Origin of the sequence: Achromobacter veterisilvae (assembly GCF_900496975.1) — a bacterium.
In the GTDB taxonomy this organism is placed as follows: Bacteria; Pseudomonadota; Gammaproteobacteria; order Burkholderiales; family Burkholderiaceae_B; genus Achromobacter; species Achromobacter veterisilvae.
In genome coordinates this window covers 26,055-52,174 of sequence record NZ_UFQC01000010.1, presented here as the reverse complement: position 1 = coordinate 52,174, position 26,120 = coordinate 26,055, and the positions used below count along the sequence as shown (strand labels likewise).

General features: G+C 59.7%; 42 protein-coding genes and 1 pseudogene. 6 read left to right on the top strand and 37 right to left on the bottom strand.

Annotated elements, in window-relative coordinates:
• Nucleotides 1-4 precede the first annotated feature (4 nt).
• The 13 genes and pseudogenes from AVE30378_RS11090 to AVE30378_RS11025 all read right to left on the bottom strand — a co-directional run bounded on the left by AVE30378_RS11090 (nucleotide 5) and on the right by AVE30378_RS11025 (nucleotide 12,068).
• Nucleotides 5-859, bottom strand: a complete 855-nt coding sequence (locus AVE30378_RS11090; RefSeq protein WP_165360152.1) for a DUF2971 domain-containing protein — start codon at nucleotides 857-859, stop codon at nucleotides 5-7.
• Between the two features lie 145 nt (nucleotides 860-1,004).
• A complete protein-coding gene (locus tag AVE30378_RS11085) occupies nucleotides 1,005-2,039 on the bottom strand; it encodes a DUF2971 domain-containing protein (protein WP_129240910.1) in 1,035 nt (344 codons plus the stop codon).
• Between the two features lie 228 nt (nucleotides 2,040-2,267).
• Nucleotides 2,268-2,534 (bottom strand): hypothetical protein, encoded by a 267-nt coding sequence (locus AVE30378_RS11080; RefSeq protein ID WP_129240909.1) that lies wholly within the window; start codon nucleotides 2,532-2,534, stop codon nucleotides 2,268-2,270.
• 263 nt (nucleotides 2,535-2,797) lie between these two features.
• The gene (locus AVE30378_RS11070) at nucleotides 2,798-3,037 is read right to left on the bottom strand and encodes a helix-turn-helix domain-containing protein (protein WP_129240908.1); all 240 of its coding nucleotides are present in this window, start codon (nucleotides 3,035-3,037) and stop codon (nucleotides 2,798-2,800) included.
• A 2-nt stretch (nucleotides 3,038-3,039) separates the two neighbouring features.
• Complete coding sequence (locus AVE30378_RS11065; protein ID WP_129240907.1) at nucleotides 3,040-3,327, bottom strand: helix-turn-helix transcriptional regulator; 288 nt, start codon at nucleotides 3,325-3,327, stop codon at nucleotides 3,040-3,042.
• A 165-nt stretch (nucleotides 3,328-3,492) separates the two neighbouring features.
• The gene (locus AVE30378_RS11060) at nucleotides 3,493-4,446 is read right to left on the bottom strand and encodes a hypothetical protein (protein ID WP_129240906.1); all 954 of its coding nucleotides are present in this window, start codon (nucleotides 4,444-4,446) and stop codon (nucleotides 3,493-3,495) included.
• A 431-nt stretch (nucleotides 4,447-4,877) separates the two neighbouring features.
• Nucleotides 4,878-5,858, bottom strand: a complete 981-nt coding sequence (locus AVE30378_RS11055) for a GTP pyrophosphokinase (protein ID WP_129240905.1) — start codon at nucleotides 5,856-5,858, stop codon at nucleotides 4,878-4,880.
• Nucleotides 5,855-6,922 carry a nucleoid-associated protein gene (locus AVE30378_RS11050; protein WP_129240904.1) on the bottom strand — a complete coding sequence of 356 codons (1,068 nt, stop codon included), beginning with the start codon at nucleotides 6,920-6,922 and terminating at the stop codon, nucleotides 5,855-5,857. Before AVE30378_RS11050 ends, AVE30378_RS11055 begins: the two co-directional genes overlap by 4 nt.
• A gap of 217 nt (nucleotides 6,923-7,139) precedes the next feature.
• Nucleotides 7,140-8,351 (bottom strand): annotated as a pseudogene (locus AVE30378_RS11045) (tyrosine-type recombinase/integrase).
• Nucleotides 8,352-8,751: 400 nt separating this feature from the next.
• Nucleotides 8,752-9,786 (bottom strand): site-specific integrase, encoded by a 1,035-nt coding sequence (locus tag AVE30378_RS11040; RefSeq protein WP_244235019.1) that lies wholly within the window; start codon nucleotides 9,784-9,786, stop codon nucleotides 8,752-8,754.
• Nucleotides 9,783-9,992, bottom strand: coding sequence for a DUF4224 domain-containing protein (locus AVE30378_RS11035; protein WP_129240903.1), 210 nt, complete (start codon nucleotides 9,990-9,992; stop codon nucleotides 9,783-9,785). Before AVE30378_RS11035 ends, AVE30378_RS11040 begins: the two co-directional genes overlap by 4 nt.
• Before the next feature lie 83 nt (nucleotides 9,993-10,075).
• Nucleotides 10,076-10,513, bottom strand: a complete 438-nt coding sequence (locus tag AVE30378_RS11030) for a hypothetical protein (protein WP_129240902.1) — start codon at nucleotides 10,511-10,513, stop codon at nucleotides 10,076-10,078.
• Nucleotides 10,506-12,068 carry a hypothetical protein gene (locus AVE30378_RS11025; protein ID WP_129240901.1) on the bottom strand — a complete coding sequence of 521 codons (1,563 nt, stop codon included), beginning with the start codon at nucleotides 12,066-12,068 and terminating at the stop codon, nucleotides 10,506-10,508. Before AVE30378_RS11025 ends, AVE30378_RS11030 begins: the two co-directional genes overlap by 8 nt.
• A 45-nt stretch (nucleotides 12,069-12,113) precedes the next feature.
• Here AVE30378_RS11025 and AVE30378_RS11020 point away from each other — a divergent pair, with 45 nt between their 5' ends.
• Nucleotides 12,114-12,458: a hypothetical protein gene (locus AVE30378_RS11020; RefSeq protein ID WP_129240900.1), complete on the top strand. Its 345-nt coding sequence runs from the start codon at nucleotides 12,114-12,116 to the stop codon at nucleotides 12,456-12,458.
• Nucleotides 12,459-12,478: 20 nt separating this feature from the next.
• On the opposite strand, the gene AVE30378_RS11015 is transcribed toward AVE30378_RS11020, so the two are convergent.
• The 6 genes from AVE30378_RS11015 to AVE30378_RS10990 form a co-directional block, all read right to left on the bottom strand.
• The gene (locus AVE30378_RS11015; RefSeq protein ID WP_129240899.1) at nucleotides 12,479-12,682 is read right to left on the bottom strand and encodes a hypothetical protein; all 204 of its coding nucleotides are present in this window, start codon (nucleotides 12,680-12,682) and stop codon (nucleotides 12,479-12,481) included.
• Complete coding sequence (locus tag AVE30378_RS11010) at nucleotides 12,682-13,056, bottom strand: VVA0879 family protein (RefSeq protein ID WP_129240898.1); 375 nt, start codon at nucleotides 13,054-13,056, stop codon at nucleotides 12,682-12,684. Before AVE30378_RS11010 ends, AVE30378_RS11015 begins: the two co-directional genes overlap by 1 nt.
• Nucleotides 13,053-13,433 carry a hypothetical protein gene (locus AVE30378_RS11005; RefSeq protein WP_129240897.1) on the bottom strand — a complete coding sequence of 127 codons (381 nt, stop codon included), beginning with the start codon at nucleotides 13,431-13,433 and terminating at the stop codon, nucleotides 13,053-13,055. Before AVE30378_RS11005 ends, AVE30378_RS11010 begins: the two co-directional genes overlap by 4 nt.
• Nucleotides 13,430-13,807 (bottom strand): hypothetical protein, encoded by a 378-nt coding sequence (locus AVE30378_RS11000; protein WP_129240896.1) that lies wholly within the window; start codon nucleotides 13,805-13,807, stop codon nucleotides 13,430-13,432. Before AVE30378_RS11000 ends, AVE30378_RS11005 begins: the two co-directional genes overlap by 4 nt.
• 164 nt (nucleotides 13,808-13,971) lie before the next feature.
• Nucleotides 13,972-14,442, bottom strand: a complete 471-nt coding sequence (locus AVE30378_RS10995; protein ID WP_129240895.1) for a hypothetical protein — start codon at nucleotides 14,440-14,442, stop codon at nucleotides 13,972-13,974.
• Nucleotides 14,439-15,443 carry a ParB/Srx family N-terminal domain-containing protein gene (locus AVE30378_RS10990; RefSeq protein ID WP_129240894.1) on the bottom strand — a complete coding sequence of 335 codons (1,005 nt, stop codon included), beginning with the start codon at nucleotides 15,441-15,443 and terminating at the stop codon, nucleotides 14,439-14,441. Before AVE30378_RS10990 ends, AVE30378_RS10995 begins: the two co-directional genes overlap by 4 nt.
• Nucleotides 15,444-15,491: 48 nt before the next feature.
• Here AVE30378_RS10990 and AVE30378_RS10985 point away from each other — a divergent pair, with 48 nt between their 5' ends.
• Nucleotides 15,492-15,734 (top strand): hypothetical protein, encoded by a 243-nt coding sequence (locus AVE30378_RS10985; RefSeq protein ID WP_129240893.1) that lies wholly within the window; start codon nucleotides 15,492-15,494, stop codon nucleotides 15,732-15,734.
• On the opposite strand, the gene AVE30378_RS10980 is transcribed toward AVE30378_RS10985, so the two are convergent.
• The 18 genes from AVE30378_RS10980 to AVE30378_RS10905 form a co-directional block, all read right to left on the bottom strand.
• Nucleotides 15,731-16,630, bottom strand: a complete 900-nt coding sequence (locus AVE30378_RS10980; RefSeq protein ID WP_129240892.1) for a recombination-associated protein RdgC — start codon at nucleotides 16,628-16,630, stop codon at nucleotides 15,731-15,733. The two genes, AVE30378_RS10985 and AVE30378_RS10980, sit on opposite strands and share 4 nt — an antisense overlap.
• Before the next feature lie 22 nt (nucleotides 16,631-16,652).
• Complete coding sequence (locus tag AVE30378_RS10975; RefSeq protein ID WP_129240891.1) at nucleotides 16,653-17,012, bottom strand: hypothetical protein; 360 nt, start codon at nucleotides 17,010-17,012, stop codon at nucleotides 16,653-16,655.
• A complete protein-coding gene (locus AVE30378_RS10970; protein WP_129240890.1) occupies nucleotides 17,009-17,287 on the bottom strand; it encodes a hypothetical protein in 279 nt (92 codons plus the stop codon). Before AVE30378_RS10970 ends, AVE30378_RS10975 begins: the two co-directional genes overlap by 4 nt.
• Nucleotides 17,284-17,517: a hypothetical protein gene (locus AVE30378_RS10965; RefSeq protein WP_129240889.1), complete on the bottom strand. Its 234-nt coding sequence runs from the start codon at nucleotides 17,515-17,517 to the stop codon at nucleotides 17,284-17,286. The genes AVE30378_RS10970 and AVE30378_RS10965 overlap by 4 nt, the downstream gene beginning before the upstream one ends.
• On the bottom strand, nucleotides 17,514-17,642 hold the full coding sequence (locus tag AVE30378_RS33015) for a hypothetical protein (RefSeq protein WP_279636193.1): 129 nt from the start codon (nucleotides 17,640-17,642) through the stop codon (nucleotides 17,514-17,516). Before AVE30378_RS33015 ends, AVE30378_RS10965 begins: the two co-directional genes overlap by 4 nt.
• A gap of 224 nt (nucleotides 17,643-17,866) precedes the next feature.
• Nucleotides 17,867-18,973, bottom strand: a complete 1,107-nt coding sequence (locus tag AVE30378_RS10960; protein WP_129240888.1) for an RNA-directed DNA polymerase — start codon at nucleotides 18,971-18,973, stop codon at nucleotides 17,867-17,869.
• 266 nt (nucleotides 18,974-19,239) lie between these two features.
• Nucleotides 19,240-19,641, bottom strand: coding sequence for a four helix bundle protein (locus AVE30378_RS10955; RefSeq protein ID WP_129240887.1), 402 nt, complete (start codon nucleotides 19,639-19,641; stop codon nucleotides 19,240-19,242).
• Between the two features lie 38 nt (nucleotides 19,642-19,679).
• Nucleotides 19,680-20,105, bottom strand: coding sequence for an Lcl C-terminal domain-containing protein (locus AVE30378_RS10950; RefSeq protein ID WP_129240886.1), 426 nt, complete (start codon nucleotides 20,103-20,105; stop codon nucleotides 19,680-19,682).
• 56 nt (nucleotides 20,106-20,161) lie between these two features.
• Nucleotides 20,162-20,728: an Lcl C-terminal domain-containing protein gene (locus tag AVE30378_RS10945; RefSeq protein WP_129240885.1), complete on the bottom strand. Its 567-nt coding sequence runs from the start codon at nucleotides 20,726-20,728 to the stop codon at nucleotides 20,162-20,164.
• A 176-nt stretch (nucleotides 20,729-20,904) separates the two neighbouring features.
• Complete coding sequence (locus AVE30378_RS10940; protein WP_129240884.1) at nucleotides 20,905-21,198, bottom strand: DUF6874 family protein; 294 nt, start codon at nucleotides 21,196-21,198, stop codon at nucleotides 20,905-20,907.
• A 10-nt stretch (nucleotides 21,199-21,208) separates the two neighbouring features.
• Nucleotides 21,209-21,424, bottom strand: coding sequence for a hypothetical protein (locus AVE30378_RS10935; protein ID WP_129240883.1), 216 nt, complete (start codon nucleotides 21,422-21,424; stop codon nucleotides 21,209-21,211).
• Complete coding sequence (locus tag AVE30378_RS10930) at nucleotides 21,402-21,614, bottom strand: hypothetical protein (protein WP_129240882.1); 213 nt, start codon at nucleotides 21,612-21,614, stop codon at nucleotides 21,402-21,404. The genes AVE30378_RS10935 and AVE30378_RS10930 overlap by 23 nt, the downstream gene beginning before the upstream one ends.
• Before the next feature lie 6 nt (nucleotides 21,615-21,620).
• The gene (locus AVE30378_RS10925) at nucleotides 21,621-21,875 is read right to left on the bottom strand and encodes a hypothetical protein (RefSeq protein ID WP_129240881.1); all 255 of its coding nucleotides are present in this window, start codon (nucleotides 21,873-21,875) and stop codon (nucleotides 21,621-21,623) included.
• Between the two features lie 36 nt (nucleotides 21,876-21,911).
• Nucleotides 21,912-22,055 (bottom strand): hypothetical protein, encoded by a 144-nt coding sequence (locus AVE30378_RS32575; protein ID WP_165360151.1) that lies wholly within the window; start codon nucleotides 22,053-22,055, stop codon nucleotides 21,912-21,914.
• A gap of 9 nt (nucleotides 22,056-22,064) precedes the next feature.
• Nucleotides 22,065-22,289: a hypothetical protein gene (locus AVE30378_RS10920; RefSeq protein WP_129240880.1), complete on the bottom strand. Its 225-nt coding sequence runs from the start codon at nucleotides 22,287-22,289 to the stop codon at nucleotides 22,065-22,067.
• 35 nt (nucleotides 22,290-22,324) lie between these two features.
• Nucleotides 22,325-22,492, bottom strand: coding sequence for a hypothetical protein (locus AVE30378_RS32570; RefSeq protein ID WP_165360150.1), 168 nt, complete (start codon nucleotides 22,490-22,492; stop codon nucleotides 22,325-22,327).
• A gap of 479 nt (nucleotides 22,493-22,971) precedes the next feature.
• Nucleotides 22,972-24,051, bottom strand: a complete 1,080-nt coding sequence (locus AVE30378_RS32825) for a S24 family peptidase (protein ID WP_244235018.1) — start codon at nucleotides 24,049-24,051, stop codon at nucleotides 22,972-22,974.
• Nucleotides 24,052-24,524: 473 nt separating this feature from the next.
• The gene (locus tag AVE30378_RS10905) at nucleotides 24,525-24,794 is read right to left on the bottom strand and encodes a hypothetical protein (protein ID WP_129240879.1); all 270 of its coding nucleotides are present in this window, start codon (nucleotides 24,792-24,794) and stop codon (nucleotides 24,525-24,527) included.
• On the opposite strand from AVE30378_RS10905, the gene AVE30378_RS10900 reads away from it, so the two are divergent.
• The 4 genes from AVE30378_RS10900 to AVE30378_RS10890 all read left to right on the top strand — a co-directional run bounded on the left by AVE30378_RS10900 (nucleotide 24,793) and on the right by AVE30378_RS10890 (nucleotide 26,064).
• Nucleotides 24,793-25,041, top strand: a complete 249-nt coding sequence (locus AVE30378_RS10900; RefSeq protein WP_129240878.1) for a hypothetical protein — start codon at nucleotides 24,793-24,795, stop codon at nucleotides 25,039-25,041. The genes AVE30378_RS10905 and AVE30378_RS10900 overlap by 2 nt on opposite strands.
• 73 nt (nucleotides 25,042-25,114) lie before the next feature.
• Entirely contained in the window at nucleotides 25,115-25,456 is a 342-nt protein-coding gene (locus AVE30378_RS32565; protein ID WP_165360149.1) for a hypothetical protein, read from the top strand.
• Between the two features lie 54 nt (nucleotides 25,457-25,510).
• Complete coding sequence (locus AVE30378_RS10895; RefSeq protein ID WP_129240877.1) at nucleotides 25,511-25,888, top strand: XRE family transcriptional regulator; 378 nt, start codon at nucleotides 25,511-25,513, stop codon at nucleotides 25,886-25,888.
• Nucleotides 25,885-26,064, top strand: coding sequence for a hypothetical protein (locus AVE30378_RS10890; RefSeq protein ID WP_129240876.1), 180 nt, complete (start codon nucleotides 25,885-25,887; stop codon nucleotides 26,062-26,064). The genes AVE30378_RS10895 and AVE30378_RS10890 overlap by 4 nt, the downstream gene beginning before the upstream one ends.
• The last annotated feature ends 56 nt before the right edge of the window (nucleotides 26,065-26,120 follow it).

Below are 26,120 nucleotides of genomic sequence, written 5' to 3'. Positions count from 1 at the left end.
CGGGCTAAGCGTGGGCGTGCGCTCGGAAAACGAGTTCGCGACTCATGCCGATTGACACATCCCAGAGTTTGGCATGGGGGAACGCTTTGGCTGCGAGACTTACCGATAGGCGGGCTTCGGGAGAAATTAATGGGCCAAAGTACACGGCGCTGAGCTCCCGGCGATCAAACTTGTAGTCAGTAAAGTTGCCGGTATCCGCTGGTCGCTTGGAAGAAGCGATTCTCCACTCGGATTCGTACTTCCAATCGGACGATTTAGTGTAAGTCGCGACATCCAGAAGGGCCTTGACTGCAAGATCTTGGCGTAGGCACATGATTTCTGCCCATCCCTCCGCGGAGTATATCTGCGGCTTTTTCTCAGAATATGTCACTGGTTTTGCGATGAGCCATGGACTTTCGAGCTCATCGATGCAATCAAACTCCAGGACGATCCCGCGATATTTGTCTGCATAGTGATACCACATCGCAGTATGAGCGGCGCTTTCGGTGAGGCAGAGAATTCGATGGTCCGGAAGCAAGCGCCTCCAGAGGTTGCGCATTGCATCCATCCCCCCTCCCTCTGAGCGTTCCTCGCGCCCGATATCTTGAAGGCCGGAAAGCATCTCGGCCTTCAATTTTGCTGGGATGCCACGTTTGACCGTTTCGACCACGACGCGCAGCGTAGGATCCATCTGCGTCGTGTCGTCCGGAGGAGACTCGATAAGCTGCGTCAATTTTCGCCCCACTGCCAAATGGAGCGCCTCCCCGGTGATTCCGAAGGAAAGCTCCCTTGGCACATCGAACGGATCGTTAAAGAGTATCGGTGAGCTCCAGCGTAGGGTGCAGTTGGTGAGGACGAGTCGCGCCACATCGGCCGACATGTATTTGAAAAAGGATCTACGATCGTGGAGCCTGTTTGGGGAGCGCATTGATGTAGCGAACGAGAAATTTGGAACGATTAACCTATGCCGTTTCCAGTGGACGAGGCGTAGCACCGCGAAATTGAGCTGCTGTGTCTAAGACGTATCAGCCGTTGCCGATGCCAAGCGCGGCATACCCCCTTTCGATCTCGGGTAGCGTTAGGTATAAGCTGACAAACTTCGCGGGTCCGCGCAAATATTGCACAAAGATGACAGGGTTGCCTGGTGCGCTTTTATGCTGACTGATATCGACGTTCACTACCTCCTGGCAATAGGGTTCCCGTCTAACAATTTCCGCCGCTTTGTAGAGGTAGTCAGTGTATTGTTTCTGATCGGGCTTTAAGTAATCAGGATAGATTGCTCCCTCACCAATCGGTGCGAGGTTATCGAGATACTTCGGCGCATCTGCATATCGATCCGGAATGACCTTGGATTTCAACGCATAAGATGCAGGGGGGCTGACCACCTGAAAATACCGAACTCCGCGGCCAGCTAAAGCCTTCATGACCGAGTCAGTCACGTCTTCCGCGCATCGCAGGCCAAAGTACACTACTTGTACCGCTCGATAGTCATACTCATGCAGGCTTGGATGCGTAACGATTCGAACTTCTTCTTCATACCCCCATGGCTTGGATTTCATCCCAAGCATTTTCCGCAGAAGGCCGCTCGACGAGTTAGAGGTCAGATCAGTGGTGCATAGTGCTGGGATTTCGTCGCTGTACTGAACGTCTAAGATTTGATGTGCTGACGGCTCAAACGCGACAAGTGTTTCGATCTCATAGCCTATGCAGAAGCCCTGATGGGAGCCGCCATAATGTGCCCACATCAGCTCTTGCAGAGGGTTGAAGCTTAGAGAGAATACGCCGCTTTTATCCACAAACTCCAACACCTTCTCCGCGGCTTGCGAAACAGCGTCCAGTTTTGCTGAAGCAGCCGGCGCAGCGCCTGAAATCAATGACTTCAGCGCTGAGAACTGGATGTCATAAGCTCTACGATCGAAGCGACCCTCGAAAGGGTCATTCAAGGTGGATCTGACCGCTGCAAAAAAAGTCGAATTTTGCAACGACTCCAAATCACGATCGAGCGTGTTCGCACTACCACTGCGGTATTTGAATCCGATACGCGTGTCTGATGAAGTCACGACGTTGTATCTCCTAGCTTCGCGGTAAGCAAATATACAGCGCGCTTGTGCGCATGTTTAACGCCTTCTTCCTGAGAGGAGGGCCACAGACGGGTGATGATGGATAGAAAAATGCCCGCCATGTTTGTCGGCAGGCATTCTCAACATCTACCGACGCGTCCCAGAAATGCCTGCGTTTTCGCTCGAACGATCATGACTAGATCACCGGGCTTGCAACGCAACGATGTCTTAGTCATGGCGCGCGCCCGCGATGAAAGCGGCCAGCCCTGCCGAAAAGCCCTCGTCAAAGCCCTGGCACAGGGTCAGGAATTCAGGCGTTTGGGAGCAACCCAGCGCCAGCAGGAACGATGCGCGCTGCTGGTCTCGGCATTGCGCCAGCGTGAGCTTGTTTTGAGTTAGCCACGCCGCTACTCCGCTGCGACCGGCGTCGGCGGCCAATTGATGGATTGCAGGGGAAGATGTTTGCTCAGGACGAGCGAGGGCATTGGGACGCATGGCGCCCCCTATCAAGTCGTTAGACCCGCTCCCCACTTCCAAATGGAGTGGGCGGGCACAAGGCAGGGTTGGAAGACCGGCTCGATAGGACACCGGCGTGCGCAAGCGCACCCCACCCAAGGCCCGCCCATAGAAAAAGGCGCGCAAAGGCATACGGACGCAAAAATACCGCCTGACGGCGGTTGTCCGCCCATCGAATTTCCGGCTTCCACCCCGGGCTACCGTTGTTGCGGCAGCGAAGGCGGTATATGCCAGAACAGCGTTCACGATCTAGCGCCCCCGAGCACATAGACACCGACGCGATGCGGCACACCCGCTTCGGTGTAGCGCTCCATCCAGTGAGTGCTGATGTCGTACCCTTGCTTGCGGAGCTCGAAGACACGACGTGGCACATGGAGGATGTCCAGTTCGCGATAAGCCCTGACGGTATCGACGGGGCCTCGTTCCAACGCTGCCAACAAGCGCCCCCGTTGTGCTTCTGCACTGTTTCCGGAAACGGCCATGGTCAGCCCTCCGCAGTGTTAGCGGCCTGCCATGCGACAGGATCTGCTAGCCAGGTGCGCACGTCGGCCACCGGCCAGGCGCTGACGCGAGGCGACAGTTTGACGGGCTTGGGGAAACGGCCCTGGGCGGTCCAGGCCCACAACGTCGAAACCGCTATGCCCAGCACGCCGGATACGACGGGGGCGCGGGCATAACCCACGCCGGGCAGGGTGGCGCTGTAGGTTTCGGTAGTATGTACCGGCTTGCTAGACGGCGCGGTACGAGCCGAGTTGAGTTTGGCGGCGTGCATCTTTGCTGCGCTCCATGTCGTTGAACACAGAGGCAGCTTGCCCGCGATGAAAAAGGCTGGGTAGTTGGCTGCGCTAGCAGACGGGCCGCCTTGCTGGCGTATCGGATGGTCTGCTGGTTGACTGATGGGCGAGCTAGCTGGGGGCGCTGTCAGCTAGCAGGCCGACTATGACAAAGCGGCGGTCTTGCCCCATTCGCGGCACCAATCCTCGACGGTTCGCGTATTCACCAGATGGGCGCACTTCGTGAGCATGTCGCGGGCAAACGCCGCTTGGCTGGGGTAGCTTTCCGGCTTGGCCTGCCAGGCTTGCCAGCACTCACGCACCAGGGCTTTGTCGCGCTGCTTTGGGTCGGCTGACAATTTCGCGAGAGCCCCGGCTCTAGCTTGAGCCCGGCGCAAGTCGCTTTGAAGGTCAGGGTCTTCGCGTGCACAGTCATATGCGTTATTCCACGCGTCGAAACTGTCGGCTTGCACTCTCAAATCGTGTGCCTCGCAAACCGCATCCATTATTTCGGTGAGGGGAGTACCTCGCACCGTCATGGAATTGGCCTCGTGAAAAAAATAGCACGACGCCGCCGACAGAAGGTTACCCATCAGTCGTTCTTCATCGCCCTCAAGTAGCGCCTTCAACCTGGGGGCATGGGTGGTGCGAAGCATGGCTGAGAACAGGGCTTTTTGCTCGTCTAAAGACACGTTGAGCATCACGTTACCCCCGCCACCGTTGTGAGCAAGATAGCCCTTTGGGGTGGTGTGGCTTCGCGTGTAATCGTTGTCCAATATAGTGCCGCTGATGATGGATAGTTCGAACCAGCAAGCGCCATCCCACGCAGCGTACCAATACGCGGCGTATGCGCACGCAACAAATTGCGGTAGCTCATCCTGGAAGGCTCCATCTAGCCGAGTGAGTTCGGCGTCGTAGACTCTGGCAGTCGCCGGGCCAAGATGATTCAACGCCTTCACTAGGTCGATAGCGGACGGCAGCCCCATCTCCAAGGTCCTTTGGAGGGCCAGCGCCCCCACTTTTTCTCGAACCGCCTTTTCGGCGGCCCACAGTTCCTCGCGGCTGTTCCAGATCTTTATGTCAGCCTGCACCTCTTCCGTTGTTTGTTGTTCCGTCATACTCGCGCCGTCCTATGCGCCGTCCAAGGAATAGGAGCCAGCGCCAAGCCGGTGGACGTTCCGGCTTTTCGGGGATCAGCCTAGGCGCTGGCAAAGATGAATCTGAACGCCCCTGCATGATACTGGACAAAAAAACAGGACACCAGATGAGCGTTGTTCACGGGGGGCGTCGAAAGATGCAAGGGCAGGGGCGGCGCGTGCCTTGTCGGATATAACCCCCCCCATCGCCGCCGTGAAGCGGTAAGAGATGGTTGATCGCTCGGAAACCCGCATGAATCCTGGGCCTGGGGTAAATATTATTATTACCCCCTATGAACGCCCCCTGACTAGCGAGCGTCCCGGGTTCGAATTACCCTTGTCTGACCTCCTTTTGGAGGGGCCCCCGGGGCTTTGCCTACGAGGGCCAGCGCCTGCGCAACTGGGGGGCATAACTATCTGCCGGACATCCCCAAGTCACTGCAAATGGATTCAAGGTCCACCTGATATCCAGGTAGATCCCACCTGTCCATTACCTCGGGATGATGGTTTTTCACTAACCAATACACCAACAAACAGACGGGTTCGGCAAAAAACTCACGCGTGGCAGCCCTTTCAACTATACGCTTTCGCAGAATCGTGATGCTGGAGAACTGCTTTATTTCCGACTGCTGCGCCGTGTCCAACAGATGCAGATAAGTGTCGATCAAATGTGCAGCTAAGTGGGGCATCTCGACGCCGGGCCCAAGACCCAGGAGTTCATAAGACTCGCGCGCCACGCGAAGGAGCTGTTCGCGCGTGGAGACGACAGCATCTATCTCCTGCACCGCCTGGCAAAAAAAATCATCTGTGGATTCCATCAGCGCCATGCAACGCGCCACCATACGCTTCGCATTCACAGGTACACGCACAGAAGGCTTGTACACCCTATCGTGCACCAATTCAGCATAAGCGTGTTGCAAGAGTGTGCGGACTTGAATTTCGCACGCAGTCTCTGCTGGCACCAAGACTCCATCAATGTCGGTATCTTCTGGGCATCTCACGACGTAGTGGACAGACTGATAGTCAAATACTTCGGGATCTGCGAATACCTCCTGTTCGAAATGTCTGTCCCTCGTGCAAGACCATTGGTTCGAACGAATTATTACCCTGTCGAGCAGTTCAAGATCCGATCGCAACAAAGTTACGAAGCGCACCCCCACTAAGTCTGTCATTTGCACGGCTGGATGCGCGTAGCGCTTTTTCTCCAATTTCCTTAGGGCGGATGCTTCTTCCTTTACTCGAGGTTCAGGACGTATCTTGAGAAACTTGCTGTAGTGCTCTGGGCTCATCTCACGCTGTAACTGCTCGCAAACGGCCGACGTGACGAATTTCCCCCATGTCTCCAAGACTTGGCGGTGTTCGGTCAACCAGCTTGCGAATTGTTCAGCGTTCATTCTTGACGTTCAACAGTACCTTCGATTGTGACAGTGGTCTTGCCGTCAATGGCATCCCCCACAGTGACTAGTGCGATCTTATCGGCCGGTGTCGTAATCATCACGCCACTGGAAAATGCGAGTTTTTGTCGCCTGCGCAAGCGAGCAGTGATGTACTCCGTGTTTTTTGTGACACTGTGCGTGGGAAATGCACGTTGCGCCATAAACGCCGCATACTCGGTCGACTCGGCCCTATCGAGATACTTATCCGCAAACTCCTTGACGCTTACCGTTTGGGTATTGCTCCGCAGTTCTGAGCGCAGCGCCTCCCCGAGTTCTATCTTCTTAACTGGCAAATATCCACGCGAGTTCAAAAACTCCTGGGTAAGATTGAAAAAGTCTTGCGTTAGCCGCTTGTCCGAAGCCGCTACATCAGTCCCTAAAAAGGTGCCGTAAAAATAAAAAGCTGCATTGCGAGACTCAGTGCCTGTCACGAGATGATCAAAGAGGTGAACCGCAAAGTCCTCTTTCTTAAACTGGCCATCTTCCGCGCGTCCTGGCAGGGCGGGAAGTTGCTGAACAAAGCCGATTTTGAACAGGCGCTGACTGTCGGTCAAAAAGACCTTGTTCAAATAGGCGACTGTTGTGCGACCGTCTTGAACGTTTTCCGCCAGTGCATCCTGCATGTCCGCCTTAACCACGGCGAAGAATGGACGTTGCGCAGCACCTGTCTTCCCTCCCATCACGATCAACTTACTTGGTGTGTAGGGGCGCACCCCTTGTGCTTGACACAGCCGATAAGCAAATCGTGCCGAATGCGTCACGAAATCCTGTTCCGTCAGGTCCAGTGACGCCGCAGCCTCTTGAAAAAAGCTCGCTGGCCCATGCTCGGTAAAATCTACCTTTATCCCGTGAGAGCGGTGTCCTAAGGACTCGGCGATTCGCCGATTAAACATATCCAGTCCGTCGCCTTCAAGCGCGACGCTTTCAGTAGAAACGCCTGGAGTTGCAACTTGCTTATCCATCGCCTTGGGTATGTGATGGACGACCAAACGGTCGATGTTCAGGTACTGAAGATCTAACATGACATCTGTTCCATACGATGGATGTTTAACTTAGAACATCGACCTTACAATATGGAACAAAATGGTCCTACTGGTTATTTGTACAGCATACCTGTCACATGCGCAATGCGCAGAAGCGGAAACTCGCCGGCTTTCGCTTGGCGAGTTTAAGAATCGCCGGGTATTTCTGCTTCTGTTGCCCTGGCCGATGACGCTCTTGCCAATCTTCCCTTTGAGATCACACCGTCCGTGACAGCGGTACCAAGTTGCCGCCGATACGCAGCACGTCCAGATAGTCCGCCCATGCCTGCATCATCGCGCGGCGCTCCTTGATGAACTTGGTACGGTTGTAGGCGCCTTCCAGCAAGTCGGGCACGGCGTGGGCGAGCTGGTGCTCGATGACTTCCGGCTTCTGGCCCAGTTCTTCATGCAAGATGGTGCGAGCCATCGCGCGGAAGCCGTGGCCGGTGATCACCGTCCGAGTGTCGTAGCCCATCCGCCGCAAGGCCGCGTTGATGGCCGCGCCGCTCATTGGGCGTTCGCGGCTGCGCGCCCCCGGGAATACATACCGCCCCGTGCCGGTCAATGCGTGGAGGTCGCGCAGGACCGCCACGGCCTGACTTGATAGCGGTACGAGATGGGCGGTGTCGGTCTTGGTGATATGAAACCGTCACTCTCCCTTTTCCAGGTCGATATCCGCCCATTCGGCGGTGCGCAGCTTGCCTGGGCGAACAAAGAGCATCGGGGCGAGTTTGAGCGCGCAGAGCACGGGGAACGTACCCGAGAACGCATCAAACGCCCGGAGCATTTCTCCTACCTCCGGGGGATTGGTGATAGCAGCGAAGTGCCTTTCCACGGGTTGGGGTATCGCACCGATCAAATCCCGGGCCGGGTCGGTTTTGCACAGCCCTTGCTTGATGCCATACCGAAACACGCGACTGGTTTCACTGCGCAGGCGGTGGGCGGTGTATCGTGCCCCACGGCCGTCAACGCGCTTAAGTGCCGCCAAGACGTCGGGTGCATCGATATCAGTGAGGGCGCGGTTGCCTAGCCATGGAAAGGCATCATTCTCCATTCGGGCCAGCGTCTTCTTGTTCTGATCCTCAGCCACCAAGGATGCACGTTCCGCCATCCATGCTCGGGCTACCGCTTCAAAGGAGTTTGCCGACGCCTGCAATAGAGCACGGCGATCATCCCGCTTGGCTCGCATGGGGTCGGTGCCCGCCGCCAGTAAGGCCCGAGCGTTGGCGTGTCCATCTCTGGCCTGGGATAGCGATACGTCCGGATATAAGCCCAAGGCCATGGTCTTGCGCTTGCCGGCGTGACGGTAGTCCCAGCGCCAGTATTTGCCTTGCAAGTTGATCAACAGATATAGGCCGCCGCCATCGGCCAACTTGCGGGGTTTGTCGGTGGCTTTGGCCTGACGAATGGCGGTATCTGTGAGCGGCATGGCGGGCAGTCCTGACGGTGTCTATCGGCGGACGTGACGGTAGCCGCGCAGACGCTCCGTCATAGGGGAACGGCCCATTTGACGGTATGTAGTTGTCGGTACTGGCAACATACCGTCAAAACTACCGTCACCAGACGGTATCTGGCGGTAGATGGCGATAGATTACCTCAGACAACAAAAAAACCCGCATAGCCAGTGCTTATGCGGGTTTCGAGTTCTACGCTAGATGAATCTAGAGGGATATTTGGTGCCCGGGGCCGGAATCGAACCGGCACGCCTTGCGGCGGGGGATTTTGAGTCCTGTACGGATTGCTAGGATTCACGCGGCTTTTCAGCCAATCCGTTCCGCATTTTTTTGCCCTGACCATCGTAGGGGGCGGTGGCAAACGCGGAACGGATTTCAGCGTACCGGACGCAGGCGCGTGACCTTCGTGCGGTAGTGCTTCCGGGTAAGGTTGACGCTGCTGTGTTGCAGCAACTGACTTGCGGCTTCGTCGCTTTCGGACAGGTCGCCCGCGCGCTTGCGCATGTCGCGGAGGATCATTGCCCGGATACGCTCGGCAAGCTCCGTTTCCCCAGCCGCAGCCACGTTGAGAGCGGCCCATTCACGGGCGAACTCCCAGCGGTTGCGGAGCATCGTGTAAGTCACCGGCCGGCCTGTCGGCGTGCTGAGCAACATCAGGTGATGAGCGCGGACGGCCCGCCGGCGGTTGATGAGGCTCGGCAGGATCTCCGACAGTGACAAGTCAAAGTCGGCCTTCTTCCCGGTTTTGTTGGCGTGTAGGCGGAGCAGATCGCCGTCCGGCAGGGGTACGTTTATCGTGTCCTTGATCCGCATGCCCGTAGCCGTCGAGATATCCATGGCATCTTGCAGCACCTGATCGCCGGCCTGGTAGACCGCTTCGAAGAGATCATCGGTAACTTCGAATTCGCGCGCATTCTCTGGGTTCTTCCAGCGCGACTTCTCAAGCCCTGCCGCCGGCCAGTGGACCGCTGTGTATCCCTCCTTGCGCGCCCAGTTCCAAACAATCTGAAGAAGGGCCATTTCCCGGTTGCCGCGCGTCTTCGCGGTACGCCGGCGCAGATAGCCCGTAAGGTGCACCAACTCAACGGATTCCCAGGTGGCGGCGCCAAACACCGGCCGCAGCTTCTTCAGGCATTTGATGTATCCAGCCCGCGTTTCGGCGTTCTGGTAGGACGGCAGGCCGCCTTCCTTGTCGCCTTCCCAGGCTGCGAACGCCTCTTCAATCGTTCCGACGATGCGAGGGCCGCCTTTGCGGATCTCCTCCCATTTTGCGATTGCCTGTTCATAGTCGGTTCCAAGCGGGATATCGGGCTCGCCATTCTGGCGGCGGTCGTAAAAGTAATACGTGACGACCCGCCCACTCTTGCGCTTGCGCGTGTGGGATCGCAGGTTTGGATACTTATTGGTCATGTCACTGCTGAGAGGTTGGGGGCGGAATGGCGCGGGACCTCCCGGCCTTCCACCCAAGCGGTCACATGCGTGACCAAGACAATGGTGTGTTTGCGTACGACCCTGTAGGGGATGCCGTACTCATTGAGGACGCGTTGCTGGGCTGCTGCCTTCGTGTAGCCGGTCAACCGTTTCAACGCGGCATCGGATAGGATGGGATCATCCATATCGCCTCCAAAACGAAGCCCGCGCTAGGCGGGCTGTATCCAGTGCTTCTTTGTGGTGTCCAGCAGGCGCTGGATTGCTTCGGTCATTCCTTGTCTTGCTCAATTAATGATTCATAGATGCGACTAGCGCAATATTTATGGGCCATCGAGTGGGCTTCCGGAACCTTCCCGATTTCGACAAGGAACGCCATGGCGTCGGCGTATGCCCGCGATGTGCGCATCGGGTCCGGTCGTTCCTGGCCGATGACGTGGGCGCATTCCTGAAGGTGGGATGCGGCACGGGCCAGTTGCTCGCAGAGGCGTCCTATAGCCTGGGGGCTGGCCGCCTCAATGAACTCGCGCACTCCAGGGGCCATTGCAACGTCTGGATGCTGATCGAAGGGGTGGACTGTGCCGTGCAGGGCGCCGCCGTCGCGTCGGTCGGGCCCATCTTCGAACGTCAGCCGGCGGAACGAGCAGGAATCCCACCATTTCCAGTCCCGATTGCCGAGGGCGGCGGCAAGTTGCTGTATGTCATTCATAGACCGTGCCTCCATCGGTATGCTGGGTGGGCAGCCCTCCGGAAGGATCAGCTATTAGAGAATTTCGAATAGCTGCCGATTGCGGGGACGGGGTGGCAGGAAACCCCGCAATCGGTGTCCAGTGCGTGTGGTAGCCGGGCCAGTCTTGATAGTGCGGCGTACCGCACCAGGGCGCCTCACCCGCCCATTCGTGCCCGCACCAGGCCCACCACATCACCGGGCCGTCGTCCTCGTGCCACTCGTCCAGCGCGCGGGCGAGCAGGGGCGACACATCCCTGGCGCGCTGCTGGCCGTCCTTGGCCGCCGCGGGTGCGGGGTGGGTCTTGAGGACGCGGAAAGAATCGGTCTGATACCCTCCCAAGGCTCTGCGCGCGTCCCCGGTGCTGGCCAGGGGGGGGGCGGCGTACACAGGCACGGCCTCATATGTGCCGTCCCCGTTGTAAGGTCCGCATTCATAGTGCGTTATGGTTGCGCTGGCCCGGGGCGCGGCGCGCAGCTTCGCTGACACCCAGTGAGCCAATGCCTGCGCGGCCGGCTCCTTTCGCCCATCCGTCGACCCGATCACGCGGCGGCACTCCGCAATAACTTGGCGGCGCACGTCGTCCGGCATTGCCTGGGGCGCGGCATTCTCGATGGCTTCCAGGGCGCGCATCCACGGGCAGTTGCTGCTGCTGTGCTCACCGATTTCTACCAGCAGATGGTCGGCGATGGCATTCGCCAGCTTGTCGGCCATGTCGTGGTATTCGTCGCGCTCGGTCAGCGTCTGATCCCACAGAGCGTCATCAGATGGGCGGGCATGGCCGTTCAGGTAAACCAGTAGCGCGTCCATTTCACTGGCGGCCAGGCATGCTACCCAATGAACGCCTCCCTGGGGGCCGTCCGGCCCTTCGCTTCGGTCATCCTCCAAGGTGAAATCTTCCTCGGCGACGATGATCTGCCCGCTACCGTCAGGTTTCATGTGCAGGCTGGCGCCATCCATCGACAGGACGCCGCTGAGCCGACGCGACGTGATGCTGGCGGGCTGCGCCTCCCCGGCTACAGGGGCGCTTGCCAGGGCCGCGGGAGCGCCACTCAGGGACAATGGCCAAAAGCTGAAGTCATTATCCAAGTCGTAGCGGTCAAGCTTGACGCCATGGGGAAATTGCGCGGCAGCGAACAACGCTTCGGACTCTTCATAGAGTTTGTTCGATATCTCCGGATCCGCTTCGTTATACCAGTTGTTGGCATCTAAGCGCTCGTGGAGGTCGCGGCAATACTGTTGCAGATCGGCGGCGATTTGTTGGGCCATCGCTTCGGTCGGTACGGCCAGCAGCGGTCGGTCGCCACCGTTGTAATACTCGCGCGAGAGGCAGACCAGCCAGATATCCCGCTCATCTGCTACAGGGGCGCGTAGCGCGGACAGCACAGCGGCCTCAATCTCGCGAATACAAAGCTCGGCGCTGCCGGTGTTTACTCCGAAGACGCAAACCCAGTCTTTATAGAGTTCCCCGATCTGCTCCCGAGTCAGGACAGCTTGCTGGGGCGCCGCCTGGGCGGCGTTGTTCTGGTCGGTCATGCTGATTCCTAATAGCGAAGATGATGCCCATTGAGGAGCGCTGATATGATCAGCGTTATTAATCTCATCAAGGAGAGGGAAATGGCCGTGCAAAATGGGGGTGATGTGGGAACTTTGGAATCTCTGCGTGATGCGATCGAGAGAGGCTTGATACCGTCGACCGTAACCAGCGTCGAAGAGGCGAATTATTTCTTGCAGAGCAAGCTCATAAATGATCGCCTCGAAGCCATCGAAATCGACATTGACAAAATTGTGATGAGTCCCGTGGCGAAATCCGACCACACGAACCCAGCGTTCGCCGCGTTGATGCAGGAGAAGGCGAGGCTTCTGCGGGATAGCGATCACCTGAATATGAGCTGGGCTTCAAAGGTGACAGGCATTTCCCGTTAGTTGAGTCAGCGTTCCCATACTCACCTCCCGCCCTCGCTAGAAATGGCGGCGCTCAGCCTGAACCGCGACGGCGTCCAATCGCAGACCTCATCAGCGGCGATGAGGCCGTAGATCCCATTGCAGCGGCGGAAGTGCACGCAGTCGCCGCAGGTCTTGCCTTCGGGCAGGTTCATGTCGTATTCGTCGCGCGCCTGGCGCTTGTACGGTTGGCGGTCGGTAGCCATCAGGCGTCTCCTTTGCCCTGGGTGGCGTGATGCGCCGCCGCTTCCGCGGGGGTTGCTAGCTCGAAATGGGGATGCTCGATGCCGTCGGGCGTCACCACCACCATTCGGTGGGTCTTGAACAGCCCGCCCAGGCTCCAGTTGCAGGACCGGCCGTCGGGTTCCTTTCGGGGCGATCCTGCGCCCGTGAAGCGCCCGACGCAGTCAACGCCGACATACCGCGCCACGTCGCCCCAACCCTTACCCGCGCCGGCCGCTATGAAGTCAAGTCCGTTCTGCAACGTGCCGCACATCGGGCACTTCACGGTAGTCAACTCGCTACTGGGCGCCTGGGCCACGCAAGCGGCCTGGAACTCCTCTAGCGTCATGCGCTTCATGCTGCCTCCCTTTCAATGTCGCGATACATGCGGTCAACCGCCTTCTGCCGGGCGTCCAGCTTTCTTGTTCGCATCAGGTGGTCGTGCAGAGCTTTGTCGTAGGGTTCGATCTCGCGCAGCAGCCGGATCTTTTCTTGGATGTCGGTGGTCGCGTTACATTGGACGGCCAGGGCGTCGCGCTTCGCGAAGTCGGGTTTGTCAGTTGCCCAGCGGGCAAGCTCCGCATCGAAGTCGGCCATCAGCTTCTCGCTAGCAGTCTTCCAGCGGATGAAAAGCAGGTCTCGGCGACTGATGCGCAGGAAGAACCCCTTTTCACGCACGAAGGCGATGATTTCCTCCTTCGTGAACTCGTTGAGGACATCGAGGCCGTTTGTCATGCCTCACCGCCTTTGCCCTGCTGGGCGGCGCGGCGGACCCAGACGCAGACCGGCCCCCAGTCTTCGGTGTCGTGGATGGACAGGACAAACCAGCCTTCGCCCTCGGGGCGGGGCGGTTCCCAGGTGCTGATGTTGGAATCGCCGGCATCGCTCCAGTACGCCAAGGCTGCGGGGTGGTCCTCGGGTTCACTTTCCAGATAGGCGACGTGATATTCCAACTGCTGTGCCGCGAACCAGGCGCTCGCTTGCTCGTCCTGGTCCTCACCGAAAGCGGGGTGTGCCGGGTGCGTCCAGTAGCCGTCGCTGTCGCGTTGGACGGGGGCGGCCTGGATCGGGGGCGCGTTGGAGACTGCGGGGAGTCGAGTGTTGAGCATGAATTGCCTCCAGGTGTGCCGGGTGAGGGCACATACGCAGATGAGGGCGGCAAGGGCCACGCTGGCGTGGATCGGCTGTTGTAGGATCGCCGCTGCGATGGCGCATGAAGTCCATGCGACGATTGAGAGGGGGAGCGTCCAGTAAGTGAATAGGAAGCGGCGCATTAATTGCCTCCCTGCCGGGCGGCAATGGCGGCGCGGTCCAGGCGCTCAATCTCGGCCAGGACCAGGGCTCCGGCTTTGATGAGTTCACGGCGGCGATCCCCGGGCTTCCACCATGCGACGTCCCACGGCCAGAATTCGGGCGGATCGGGGATTGTGTAGTCGCCCTGGGGGAGCGCGTAGCACACTGCCGCAAGTGCCAACTGCTCGGCGGTGTTGTTGTCATCATGCTCCGGCGTCCAGCCCTCGGCGCTGATCTGGCGCTGGCGCTCGGCCAGCACGTCGCGCGCGGCATCGGTCAGTGCATCGCCCGCAGTTGGAGCGATATCGGTGCTGCGGATGACTTCGCACACCTTGTGACCGTGTTCCAACCATCGCTTTGCCACGGCCACGGAATCGGTGAAGAGGGCGGGGAAGGACCCTTCGCAGTACCAGCCGAGGATCTGGCGGGCTGTGTTGTGTGTGGCGTTCATGCGGTGGCCTCCTCCTGCGCGAGGTCGATAGGGGCTTGTGTATCGAGGGCGGCTTGCTGCGCTTCCTTGGCGGCCTTCTCGGCGCGTTTGGCGCGGACAGTTTCCACGGCGCCGTGCGCCTGGAACAGATCCAGGAGATCGTTGGCGTTTACCGTGATGGTTCCGTCCGCTACGCGCCCCTCTAGCGTGTCCAGCAGGATGACGCGCTGTTTAGCCGTCAGCCCGCCCATGAACTTGTCCACGCCGATGATGAGCGGGGAGACGACTTTGCGGGGCAGGACACGACCGTGGATGCTGCTGGGCGTCACCCTGGATTTGCCGGCAGCCTTGGCCTTTTCAAGCTGGGCTTGCAGGAAGGTGCCGGCGGCTTCGCCATGCTTGGCGATTGCTTCGATGGCGGTGGAGGCTTTGGCCGCGCCGGAGCGCACCAGGGCGTGTACATCGCTGTTGGCATGGGCGAGGGTGAGCATCTTTGCGACCCACTGCGGCGACACCTGGTCCAGGCGTGCGATGCGGTCGTTGTCCCACCTGAAGCCGGCCAGCTTGGCGTAGCCGAAAGCGATTTCAAGCGGGCGGAGGTGGCGGCCCTTGGCGCTGCTGATAACGCGGGCGGTTCGTTCGGCGTCGTTGCCCACGAATGCCACAACGTCAATCCAGACGATGCCATCCTCGTCCTGGAGCGGCGCGCCGGCTGCGATTGCTCGGCCTATCTGTTCATGGCGGCGGTGACCGTCCACGATCCACACGCCTACGCCGGGGCGGGGGCGGACCTCCAGCGGTGGAACCTTGCCGCCGGCCATGATGTGTTCAAACAGCGCTTTGTCGTCTTCCTCGGCGGCTTCGCGTTCCTCGCCTTCCAGGAGTTCGATAGGGGTACGCAGGTTGAAGTCGGGTTCGACGTGCAGATCCTCGTAGCGGACCTGCATGGCGTGGGCGCGCTTGATTTCCTTGGACAGGATCTTCTGCCGGAACGAAACGGGGGCGGTGGGTTGGTCGGTCACGGGGATACCTCGTTGGGGTACGATTTGGGCACCTACTACGGAGGGGCCATGGATAAAGAATTCGAATACCGGGGTTGCCGTGTATATGTCCGAGTACATGAGATCACTGGGGAGACGCCGGGATCCCTGTCGGGGCTGTGGCGGGCGCACGTAACGGTGCAACCACAAGGAACGGACTGGGCAGAAGTGGGGAACGGCATGCCATTCCCGGATCCTGATTCGGCCTATGAGGACGGCGAGGTCCGGGGCAAGGCGTTCATCGACGGCTTACCCCTGCACAAGGGTGGCTAGATCTTCTTTTCACCGCCCAGGGCGTCGACCAGTTCGGCCAGCAGCTTTGCCAGTTCGCCGGTCATCAGGGCCATGTCCGAATCGAATTTCTCGTCGTCGTTGCTGGCGATGGTGTCGTTGCCTTCCTTCAGCACGTCCAGGGGAGCGACGCGCTTGATGTCCAGGCCCTCGGTCAGCACGAACGAGATGCGGTCGGCCCAGGTCATGGCCAGGCGGGTGCATTGCTTGCCGGACTGGATGTGGCGGCGCACGTCGTCGGCGTCGATGGAGTGCTTGACGTAGCGGATGGCCGCGCCGCTTTCGCCCGAGGAGCGCAGTTCGGTGTCCTGGTCGATGGAGAAGTTGACCGGGGCCTCGTCTTCGGCCAGCCAGCCGGTCATCGCCGACGCGGGCGACTGCGCCACGTACAGGTTCTCGAGCGGGAAGGGGCCGATGCACTTGGCCAGCAGGCCGATGACTTCATCGGCCTTGGACGAGGCGGCGGCGTCGATCACCAGCCAGCGGTTGCGCGGGTCGATCCACACCCGAGTATCGCGGTACACGCTGAAGGCGCGCGGCAGAAGTTCGTCCGTCACGCATTCCTTGATTTCCTTCATCTGCTTGCGGCCGGGCTTGTAGCCCTGCTGCTCTTCGATTGCCTGGGCGCGCGCCTTGACGGTCTGGTTGATGACGCGGGCCGGTAGATGCTTGGATTCCACGCGCAGGGCCAGCAGGATCTGGCCGTTCACGACATGGGCCAGGCCGCCGCCTTCGCGCGGGGGGATCCAGCCCAGGCTTTGCATTTCCAGATTGGTGCCGGGTTTGAATGCCTGGCGGCCCAGGGCGGCCTCCAATTCATCGCCCAGGAGGGACCAGGGGGCGGAGAGGCGGTAGATTTTCAGGTTCTTGAACCACATGGGGGAAAGCCTTCTGTTTGAATTAATAGGGAATCCAGCCGATGACGGGCTTCTTGGTCGTTTTGCTGATGATCGGCGCGCCCTTGGCGTCCTGTTTCTCGCCGCGCACCATGACCGCCAGGCGGGAGGTTCGGTGCATTTGCCGGGCGAGCCTGATGTAGTCGTTGGCGAACTGGGGGGCGTCGAACGAACCGGATACCTGCACCGGTTTGGCTTTCGCCAGGAGGTATTCCGTCCTGACGGCGATCCAGTCGGCTTCGTCCTTATCCGTAAGCCAGCCGCGGACTTCCTTGGTCATCGTGGCAAGGTGCTTGTCCCAGGCCTTCGCGGCTGCTTTGCGGGCGATAGGCTCGGTCATGCCGAAAACGCAAAATGCGCTCATTTCTGCTTCCTTTTGGCTCGGGGGCGCGCAGGGCGCGGGGAGAGGCCAGCGGAACAGCGACCGGCCCAAATGTTGCTGATGGTTTGAGGGGAGACGCCGTAGCACTGGGCCAATTCGTAGGTGCTGAGCCGGCCGCGTGCGGAGCGGATAAATTCGATTTCTTCGGGCTTGATCGCTTCGGCCTTCGGGTCAGCCCACCGCAGGCGGCGGCGCGGCAGCGGCACGGGTGGCATCCACCCGGCGCGGTCGCGCACTATGAAGTCGATACCGTTCATACGATGAGGCGAACCAGCCAGCCAAGCGCCTGTGGGCCAAAGAAGAAGAACGCGGCAAAGGCGAGGGCGCCGGGCCATGCGTACCAGGGGATATCTGCGTTCGTGTCCCAGTTGCCCTTGCCCGCGTGGTCGCGGGGGGCGATCAGGCCGCCCAGCTTGCGGCAGACCTTGGCGCCCAGGGCCAGGGGGTGGATGCGGGCCGGGGGCGCGCTTGCGCGGATAGTGTTCATGTGGCGCTCCAGGGATCGGCCGCGATGTAGCGGCGGTTGAGGTGTTCGCCGATGGGAACCAGGGCCACCGCCACCAGGGCGAGCAGCGCCAGGCCCCACCAGATGGCGGGGATAGTTGAGGGCATGGGGGGATCTGCGCGGGGTGCGCGGTGGTTGGCTTCGGAGAGCGGGCCGGTAGCCCGGTGTGTTCCTGAAAGTCACTTTCAGCGCCGGTGACGTTGCGGCGCCGGCCCGCTCTCCGAAGCCGCCCCTATGGCGGGGCAGGCGTGCTGCTACTTGCTGATGTCATTGCCGAAGTTGGCGATATCCATCAGTTCTTCGATGAGGCGGATGAGGATGGCAAGCATGGTTATTCCTGGGGGATATTGCGTGGCCGAAAGGCTCGCGTCAGGTCTACACTGATGGTTAAACCGCGTTTTCTTAAAGCGTTGGCGATCCTGGCGCGGTCGTGTCTGGTATCGGCGTGGCGGAGAAGCCCGAGATAGCTGTTCCCGGTTTCGTAGAGGCTATCGGCAGGCGCAGCTTCGATACGGCGCAGCGCGTGACGCACCGTCCGCCTACGGGCCTCAAGCCTGTGGGGCTTGACCACAAAACCAGCAAAATCCACCCCGCGCGCCACGGGCTGGCGTATGGTTTTCGTCGGGTTGAGGGCCAGGTTCAACCCAGGAAGGAACGCATTGATTGCATCGTGTGCCGCATCAATCCAATCCCTCGATTCGTGCACAAGCACGAAGTCGTCCACGTAGCGCACGTAGTGCCGCGCCCTGATGTGGTGCTTGACATGCTGGTCTAGTTGGTTGAGCAGCACATTGGCGAAGAACTGAGAGGACAGGTTTCCAATCGGCAGGCCATGGTCCTTCGGCGCTGTCATAAGCCGCTTATGCTGCGGGACTTTCGTCAGAACTGAGGGCCGGCCACGTATATCCACGCTATCCCTGGGATCGTGAAACAGCACGGTGCGCGTGAGGTTTCTCCACCAGGCTGCTGGAATGCGATTGGCAAGGAGCGGCCACAGGGCGCGCTTGTCAATGCTCACAAAGAAATTGGCGAGGTCCATCTTGCAGTACATGGCTGGCCGTCGCCAATTCTGGGTCACGCTACGAACGTGTTTTTCCAAGCGCTGCGCTGCGTAGAGTGTTCCACGCCCAGGAATGCAGGCGCATGAATCCGCGATGAACCGCGGGTGAAAGATGGGCGCGAGGTGGTTGTAGACCAGGTGGTGAACAATCCGATCGGGGAAATCGGCCGCCCACACCTCGCGGGGTTTTGGTCTGGTTATGGCGAAACATACCGATTTCCCAGGTCGGTACGAACCGTTGAGCAGGTCTTCGTGCAAGGCGATGATGTTTCGCTCAAGGTTCAGTTCGAACCTCAAGGCGCTCGCGGTGTTCCGCTTGTGCTTCCTGCAATCGTAGTAGGCCTGCAAAAGCAGAGCGAACGTATAGCTTGAATCCATAGCAACACCCGATTTGATATGCGGAAAGGACGGACACGCCACTCGTTGTTACGGTTGTTGGTGTTGACGTTGCCGTTCTCGAAATCGACGACCCACACGTTGTTGCTGCCGTAGGGCGTCCTATCGTGCTATTCACGTCGTCTCGCCGAAGGCGTTGCCGGATCAGCGAGAAGACTGCGAGGGACTCGGCCGGAACGACCGGCGAGTATCCCTGTATCGCTTGGCGGTGGGCGGCCAAAGAGGAAGCGCCCAGCGGCACGACCAGATCAATTGCGCATTGACCCAGCCGCCTTGGCGACTGGATTGGCGAGCGCTTTTTCGGTTTGCTGCTTCCACCCGGTTGACTGCTTTCCAATGCTCTGCGTCAGGAGAATGACATCGGCCTGTTGGCGGGGAGTCAGCGCGCGGATGCGGCGGTCCGCGCAGATCCTGGCCGCTACTTCTACTTGACCAACAGCCCAGCGCAGTTCCTCTATATGTGCGATTCGCTCATTGCCGAAACGGCCGTTGGCGATCTGGATTCTCTGGATGATTTCACGGCAATCCCGGCGCATATCTGCGCCGATGGTGCCGCGATAGTTCCTATCCATCGTTGCCACATACCTATTGCACAGGACGGAAAGTTCGTGGGCGGTCTTATAGATGTTGAGTTCAGTGAAGAGAGCCATACCGGGCGCGGGCTATGCCCGCGAAAGGGGTAAAGGGATCAAGCGATGATGCTGCGGAAAGGACGGACACGCCACTCGTCGTAACGGTAGTTGGGGCTGACGCTGCCGCTCTCGAAATCGACGACCCACACGTGGCCGCTGCCGTAGGGCGTGGAGGTCATGTAAATCGAATCCCAGCCCGACCGCATGAAGTTGTCGGGCGCGTGGATGAAGGCCAACATCAGTTCCCGCTGGTCGGGCGCGCGCCAGTCGGAGAATCCGTTGATTCCGATGTTCGTCGGGCTTTCGGCCAGTTTGTTGAAGGAGGCCTTGATATCGGTGTCCACGCCGTCGGCAATGATGCCGTGGTGCAACTGGCCGGCTTTGACATAGGACCCGACGTAGCGGCCTCCCTGTTCCGGCCAGAGTGCGCCGGGTTGCGGCGGGGTGATCAGGATGGCGGGGGCTTCGGCAATGGCGTTCATACGCGTCTCCGTGGGTGTGGGCGAGGTGGGTTGCTACGTGAAAGAAGGCGAAGGGATTAATAGGTAAATCTGCGGAAAGGACGGACACGCCACTCGTTGCTACGGAAGTTGGTGTAGACGTCGCCGCTCTCGAAATCGACGACCCACACGCTGTAGCTGCCGTAGGGCGTGGAAGTGCAGTACCAGCCGCTCTTCTCGAACAGGTGAGGGGCATTGGCCTGCGCGATGATCAACTCCCGGCGGGCGGGGAGATAGAAATCGACGTGACCGCCTTCTTCGTGTTCGGCAGTCAGCAGGGCTGCGGGGTGCTTTTCGTCCCTGATGCGGTTCGTGTTCGACACGCCGTCCCAGTTGCTGAAGCCGTCATGCGTGCCGTCAGGGCCCCACGTTGCTTTGCCGGCATCCTTCTTGGCGGCGATCAGGCCATAGGTCACGCCATCGTCGCCGCGAATATCACCAACGAAGTGGCCGCCCTGACCGGGCACATACTCGCCGAGGGCGTAGCGGTTGGGTCGCGGTGCGCTGTGGTTCAGCAGACGGGCGGTCAGGGCCTGCGTGACCTTCTCGGCGGGCAGGGCGACAGAAGCCCCGCCGCCCAGGTCGATCTGGATAGTGTCGGTCATGGTTATCTCAGGTGAGGGGCCGCGGACGCGGCGAGGAAGTGGTGGGGCTTGCTTTCTGACGCGGGCAGTGGCTACCCGGGGCTGTTGGCATACCCGTCGGAGCACATTGCTGGCCCCACCAGCAATCAGGCACAGCGCCTGCCGATACCCCGCACGCGGGGCATGAGCCGGGGCTGTCAGGCGGCGAAGCGCGGCACGAAACACCTCGTCAGGCATCCGGTAGTTCGATCCATATGCGAGTCGATGCCGTACAGGTCATGCAGGAAGTTGAAGTCGTCGGCGTGGAGCCATTCAGCCAGGCGCAACGGAGTGCCGTTCAGGTGGCAAGCGCTGATATCCATTTCGCTGTTGATGCGGTTGCGCTTCTTTAAATGGCCCATCGTTTCGGCACGATCAAGGATCTGGTCAATCAGCGCCTTGTCCTCGTCGGTGGTATTCCAGTTGATTTTGGTAGGTGCAGGTTTGGGCATGGTCATTTCCTCAATGCTGTGGTGGAAGGCCAGGGGACGGGACCGGCACCAGGTTGCCGAAGTCGTCCATGACGCCGGGGTAGCAGTCGCCGGGCGTGAACTTGGTGCCGACAGCCCAGGCGGTCCAGTAGCGGCGGTCTTCGCTCCACCGGGCGCCGAAGAAGCCGTGCAGGCGGTCGGTCATGTAGTTGCAACTGACATCGTCAGTCGTGAAGATGGTGGTCATGTTCAATCGCCCTGGGTTGGTTGTTGGCGATGAGCCGATTCAAGCGGCGCTTGAGGATGGGCCGCAGGGCTGCATCCACTGCGGCGCGCATTTCGTCATCGAGGGGGATATCGCCGTAGCTGGTGCTGACTGCGTAGGCGCCGGCGAGTTGCTTGGAGATTGCATAGGAGAGGTCTTCGGCGTTTTCCATGGTGAGTTACTCGAATCGGATCGTGGCGGCCTTGGTGAACCAGCCCCAGCCCTGGCAGACGATGCCGCTGACATGGGCGCCGCCTGGCCCTTTAGCGGTGAAGCCGGTGCGGACTGTGTCGTCCTCGCTGCACCCGAACCAGCGGTAGCCGGTGATCTGGATGTCGGAATAACCGCTATTGGTCAGGAGGCGGTGCGCGTTCTGGGCGTCGGTGCAGCCGGCGACGGCCATCGCGAGGGCAATGATGAGAATGGCTTTCATGGAGGTTCCTTGCCCCGGCGCCCGGGGCGGGTGGGGTTAGGCAGAGACAAGAACCAAACGGGCTTCCTGTTCGGGCAGCATGTGGGCCGCAAACGTCACAGCAGTCGCTTTGTCCATCTTTTCGGACTGGCGCGCATTGCCGTGCGCATCCCACCAAATGACGATGTGCTTCCGTTCCACGTTGTTCTCCTAGTCCCTGCCGGTGCGCTCGGCCAGGCCACCAATGACAAAGGTGTCTCGGCAACCGTCATAGGGCCGCTCGTTCTTTATCGTGGATCCGGCAGGAACGAAGGGTGGTGCGTCCAGGCTGGCAACGTCGCCTTCGTGCAGCCAGAATCCGCTTCGCAGGTCGTGTGCGTTGCAGTTCGTTCCAGTGATGGCCCAGGGCTGGTCTGCGTGTCGAATGGTTGCCATGCTGTTCTCCTAGCCCCTACCGGGGCGGGTGGGGGTTAGGCGGCGCGCAGTCTCGTGTTGTGCTTGGCGGCCTTACCGCGACAGGCATTGCACGCGGCTTGGCCGAAGTAGCGCACGACCTCAGCCACGCGCGGGTCGGCTTCGATTTCCGCAATGTCAGCGAAGGACAGCGGCTTGCGGCAGTTGTGGCAGTCAGTAGGCATTGCTGTTCTCCCGTTCTCCCCGGGGTGGGGAGGTGTTGGCTTCGGTAAGCGCTGACTCGCAGCGCTGGCCGAAACCCGCTTTTGAGCGGTTCGGATGCCGGGATTCCAACCGGCGTGACTGTTTCTGTTCTTGGCCGTCTACGCCTCACCCTGTTGATCCGTGGACCGCGCTATGGCGGACTGGATACGGCAGGGACACCGCGCAGAGCCGCGGCCTTGCCCGCGGGTGCGATTGAGCCGGACGAACGCCCCACATAGGCGGGCGAGCAACATCGGCGGCAGGTTGTTAAGGAGCGGTTCCGTTTCGTGCGCTGCATCGAAGCGGCATGGATAGAAGTATTACCGAAACGGTAACACCAGTCAAACCATTTAGGTAACTTTTCAATTGGAATTTTTTACCTAATGGGTAAATTTGATAGATTTATGGACGAAAAAAAGCCGCCCTAGGGGCGGCTGGCGGCATGGTTGGCGCTTGAGGGTTACAACAGGCGTTCGTCAACACCGTTGCGAAGGTCATACGGTGACCACAGGATGCGGCCCACAATGCAGACATCGCGCCCGTCGTCTTTTTCGAGCGGGAACGGCTCGTATGCAGGATTTAGCGACTTTGCAAGCAGGGTTCCATCGCGCTCGCGCCGAATACACTTCACGATCATCTTGCCGCCGTAGTTGATGGCATAGACGGTCCGAGCGTCGATCAAACGCGGATCGGTTACTTTTTCCTCATAGAACAGCATTGGTCCCTCATTGCGAATGACCGGTTCCATGCTGTCGCCGTCGGCGTACACGATCTTCATCCGTTCAATGGGTAGCCTGAACGACTCAAGGAAGGATCGACGCAGGAGAATCTGGCCGATTGCAGTTTCGTGGTAGTTCTCGATTCCAAGTTTGCCGGCCGCCAGCCGCACGTCTAGCTCCGGGACGGCCAGGAACTCCTGATCGTTGGCCGAATATCCGGCGCGCGGAACGTGGCCCACATTGGCGATCCGACTCAAACGAAGGTTGTGGGCTTCCCGCTCCATTTGCTTGGTCGTCTTCCCTCCATCCCAGGGCGCTACGTCCAGGCCGGGAATGCGGAAGCTGAACTCGTCCGGCACCTCGTCAAAGTCAATGAGCCGGCCCGGCTTGTGCGCAGGAGGAGCCTTCGGCCCGGAAGGCGGACCGCTCGGTGTGACCGAGATTCCCAAGTTGAGTTGGGCGATGGCGAGCGCCATGGCGCCTTCAAGCGCTGTGAGCTTCGTGGGCGGCAGGGCGCGAATGTCACTTTCCGAAATCGAGGGGAACGGCCATGACGGTACGTCGGAACGGCGCACCACTACCTCACCTGGGTTCTCGTGGTCCGTGTCCATCCAATTAGCTGGAAGTTCAAACACCTCTTCCATCTTCCGGGCCGCGCGGTCGCCAATGTCCTTTTTGCCCGTCGCGTAGCGACTGACGAGCGAAGGCGTGGAGTATTCGAGACGTGCGGCGGCGTCGGTCTGATTACCGGAGCACTTTTCTTCGATGGCGCGCGCGAAGTTTGCGCGTCGAATCTCTTTGATGGACTTCATATCGGTCATTGGAACCGGGATTACCTTTTAGGTAAATAAACTGTTTCGGTAACTAGTTTTGGTTGAACTATTACCAAAAAGGTAATAAGATCAATCCCCATGAACAGAGCTAATCCCCCAGCAAGCTTCAAGACCTTCTACTTGGCGCTATCTACCAGAGAGCGCGAAAGGTTCGCTAAACGTGCGGGCACGACGGTCGCCTACATAGAGACCCATCTGCTCTATGCCCGAAAGGTTCCTCGCAAAGGAACGATGGAAGGGCTGTGGGAGGCGAGCCAAGAGTTCGGCGCGCCATTCGGTCGCGGTGACTTGCTCCGGTTCTTCTACGACATTCCTACAGCGCAACAGGAGAGCTTGCATGCATAACCTCTACGCCCGCCTCGTGCTTTGGTTGATTCGGCCCGCCCTTATCCGCCATGCGGAAGAGGGCGAGCGCATTAAGGCAACCGTGTTGGCATCTGCGGCCAAGGCTTTTCGTTCGCTTAAGAGGCCTCTGTGATGGCCCCCACTAGTTCCACTATCCGACCGAACTCCGCGTCGAAGCCGCTGCGCATCACGGCCCATTGTTCGTCCGAAAGTGCGGAATGGCCCGGAGCGTTCTTCAGCAGGTCCTCGACGATGACATCGCGCAGGTTGGCCAATCTGTCCGCTGCATTCAATGCATCTCCCGTAGCCCCTCGGGCCGCCCACACCATGGCGATTGCGATGGCAATTGTTTGGGCGGACGAGCGGCCTTGTTGTTGGAAGTCCATGGTCAGTTCCTTCTGGAAAAAGGTTGTTGTGTGGAAGCTCAATCATATCTGGCGGGAACTGGCCGCCTCTTTGGTCGTCGGCGCGCACTTCGGTCACCACCGGCTGGCGCCGGGCGAGGCCGCGTGGTTCTTCAATAGCCCGGCAGGTGCGGACGAGGAAGGGCGCCCTGAGCCCGCGCATGTGCCCGGTGACACGGCATCCCCGCCTGCGCCCGGCGCGATCCAGATTGGTCCCGCTGATGTATGAGCGATCAATGCAATGTCGCGCCGTCGCGCTCATCGTGGCCGGGGCCTGTCAGGTCCCGTTCGGAACAAAGCTCATGGAAGACATCCATGACGGCACGTTCGGATGGATTCGGGAACGTCCGGCCGGCGATCTGCTGGGCTTCCTGGAGGAGTCTTTCGGTCTTGGTCATGAGCGTATCGGCTTGGTTGTGATGACCGAGATTTTCCACAGGTTGACTCTGTTATCGACGCTGTTAGTTCATGAAATTTTCCTACCGCTTTTCTGCGAAATGTTGCATGGGGGCGCGGCCAGGGCCAGGCCGCGCAGGAACGGCCAACCGCCTGAAGAGAAAGGGATTTTCTTGGCCCTCTCGCCTGGATGGACATTGCGGCCGCCTGATGGCGAAGGTTATGGAACGCAATTTTCCCCCCTTTGACGCTGTTACTCATGCTGTTAGTCGATAGGGCACACCTATTGAAAGGCTGAAGGTATGCAATTCAATTCGGAGATTTTTTTTGCCGCGCCACGCGAAGCGCCGATGGAGCCCATGCGGTTTCTCGAACAGTCCGAAATCGCTCGGTGCGCGACCTACCGCCAGGCGGTGCGGCTGGCCTGGGAGCAGCGGCAGCCGCACGGGATGACCATGCGCACGCTGGCCGAGCTTTGCGGTATGTACCCGCAGCACGTCAGCAGCTATCTGCATGAAGACCCTTTGATGCCCAGCGGCGCGCCCAGGCTGAACCTACCCGCCGACAAGATCAGCGTGTTCGAGGCCGCAGTCGGCAACTACGCGGTCAGTCAGTACCTGATTCGGCTCGGTCACCTGACGATCATGCAGGAAGTGATCGCCACTCAGGGGCGTGCATGAGCAATGAGCAAGCTGAGGCGATTGTCAGGCGCGCTTATGAAGAAGAGTTGCGCCGGCATTCATGGGACCAAGCCAAGGCGTACGAGGCCGTGCTTCTGCGGGAGGGGCGCGAACCCCAACTGCGCACGGCACTGCTGCTGGTGGGCCTGAACCACGTATTTGCGACGAGACACTGAATATGTTGACACGGAACGATTCTGGAAGCCCCGTAAGAGCGCGTTGCGCGCCGGGG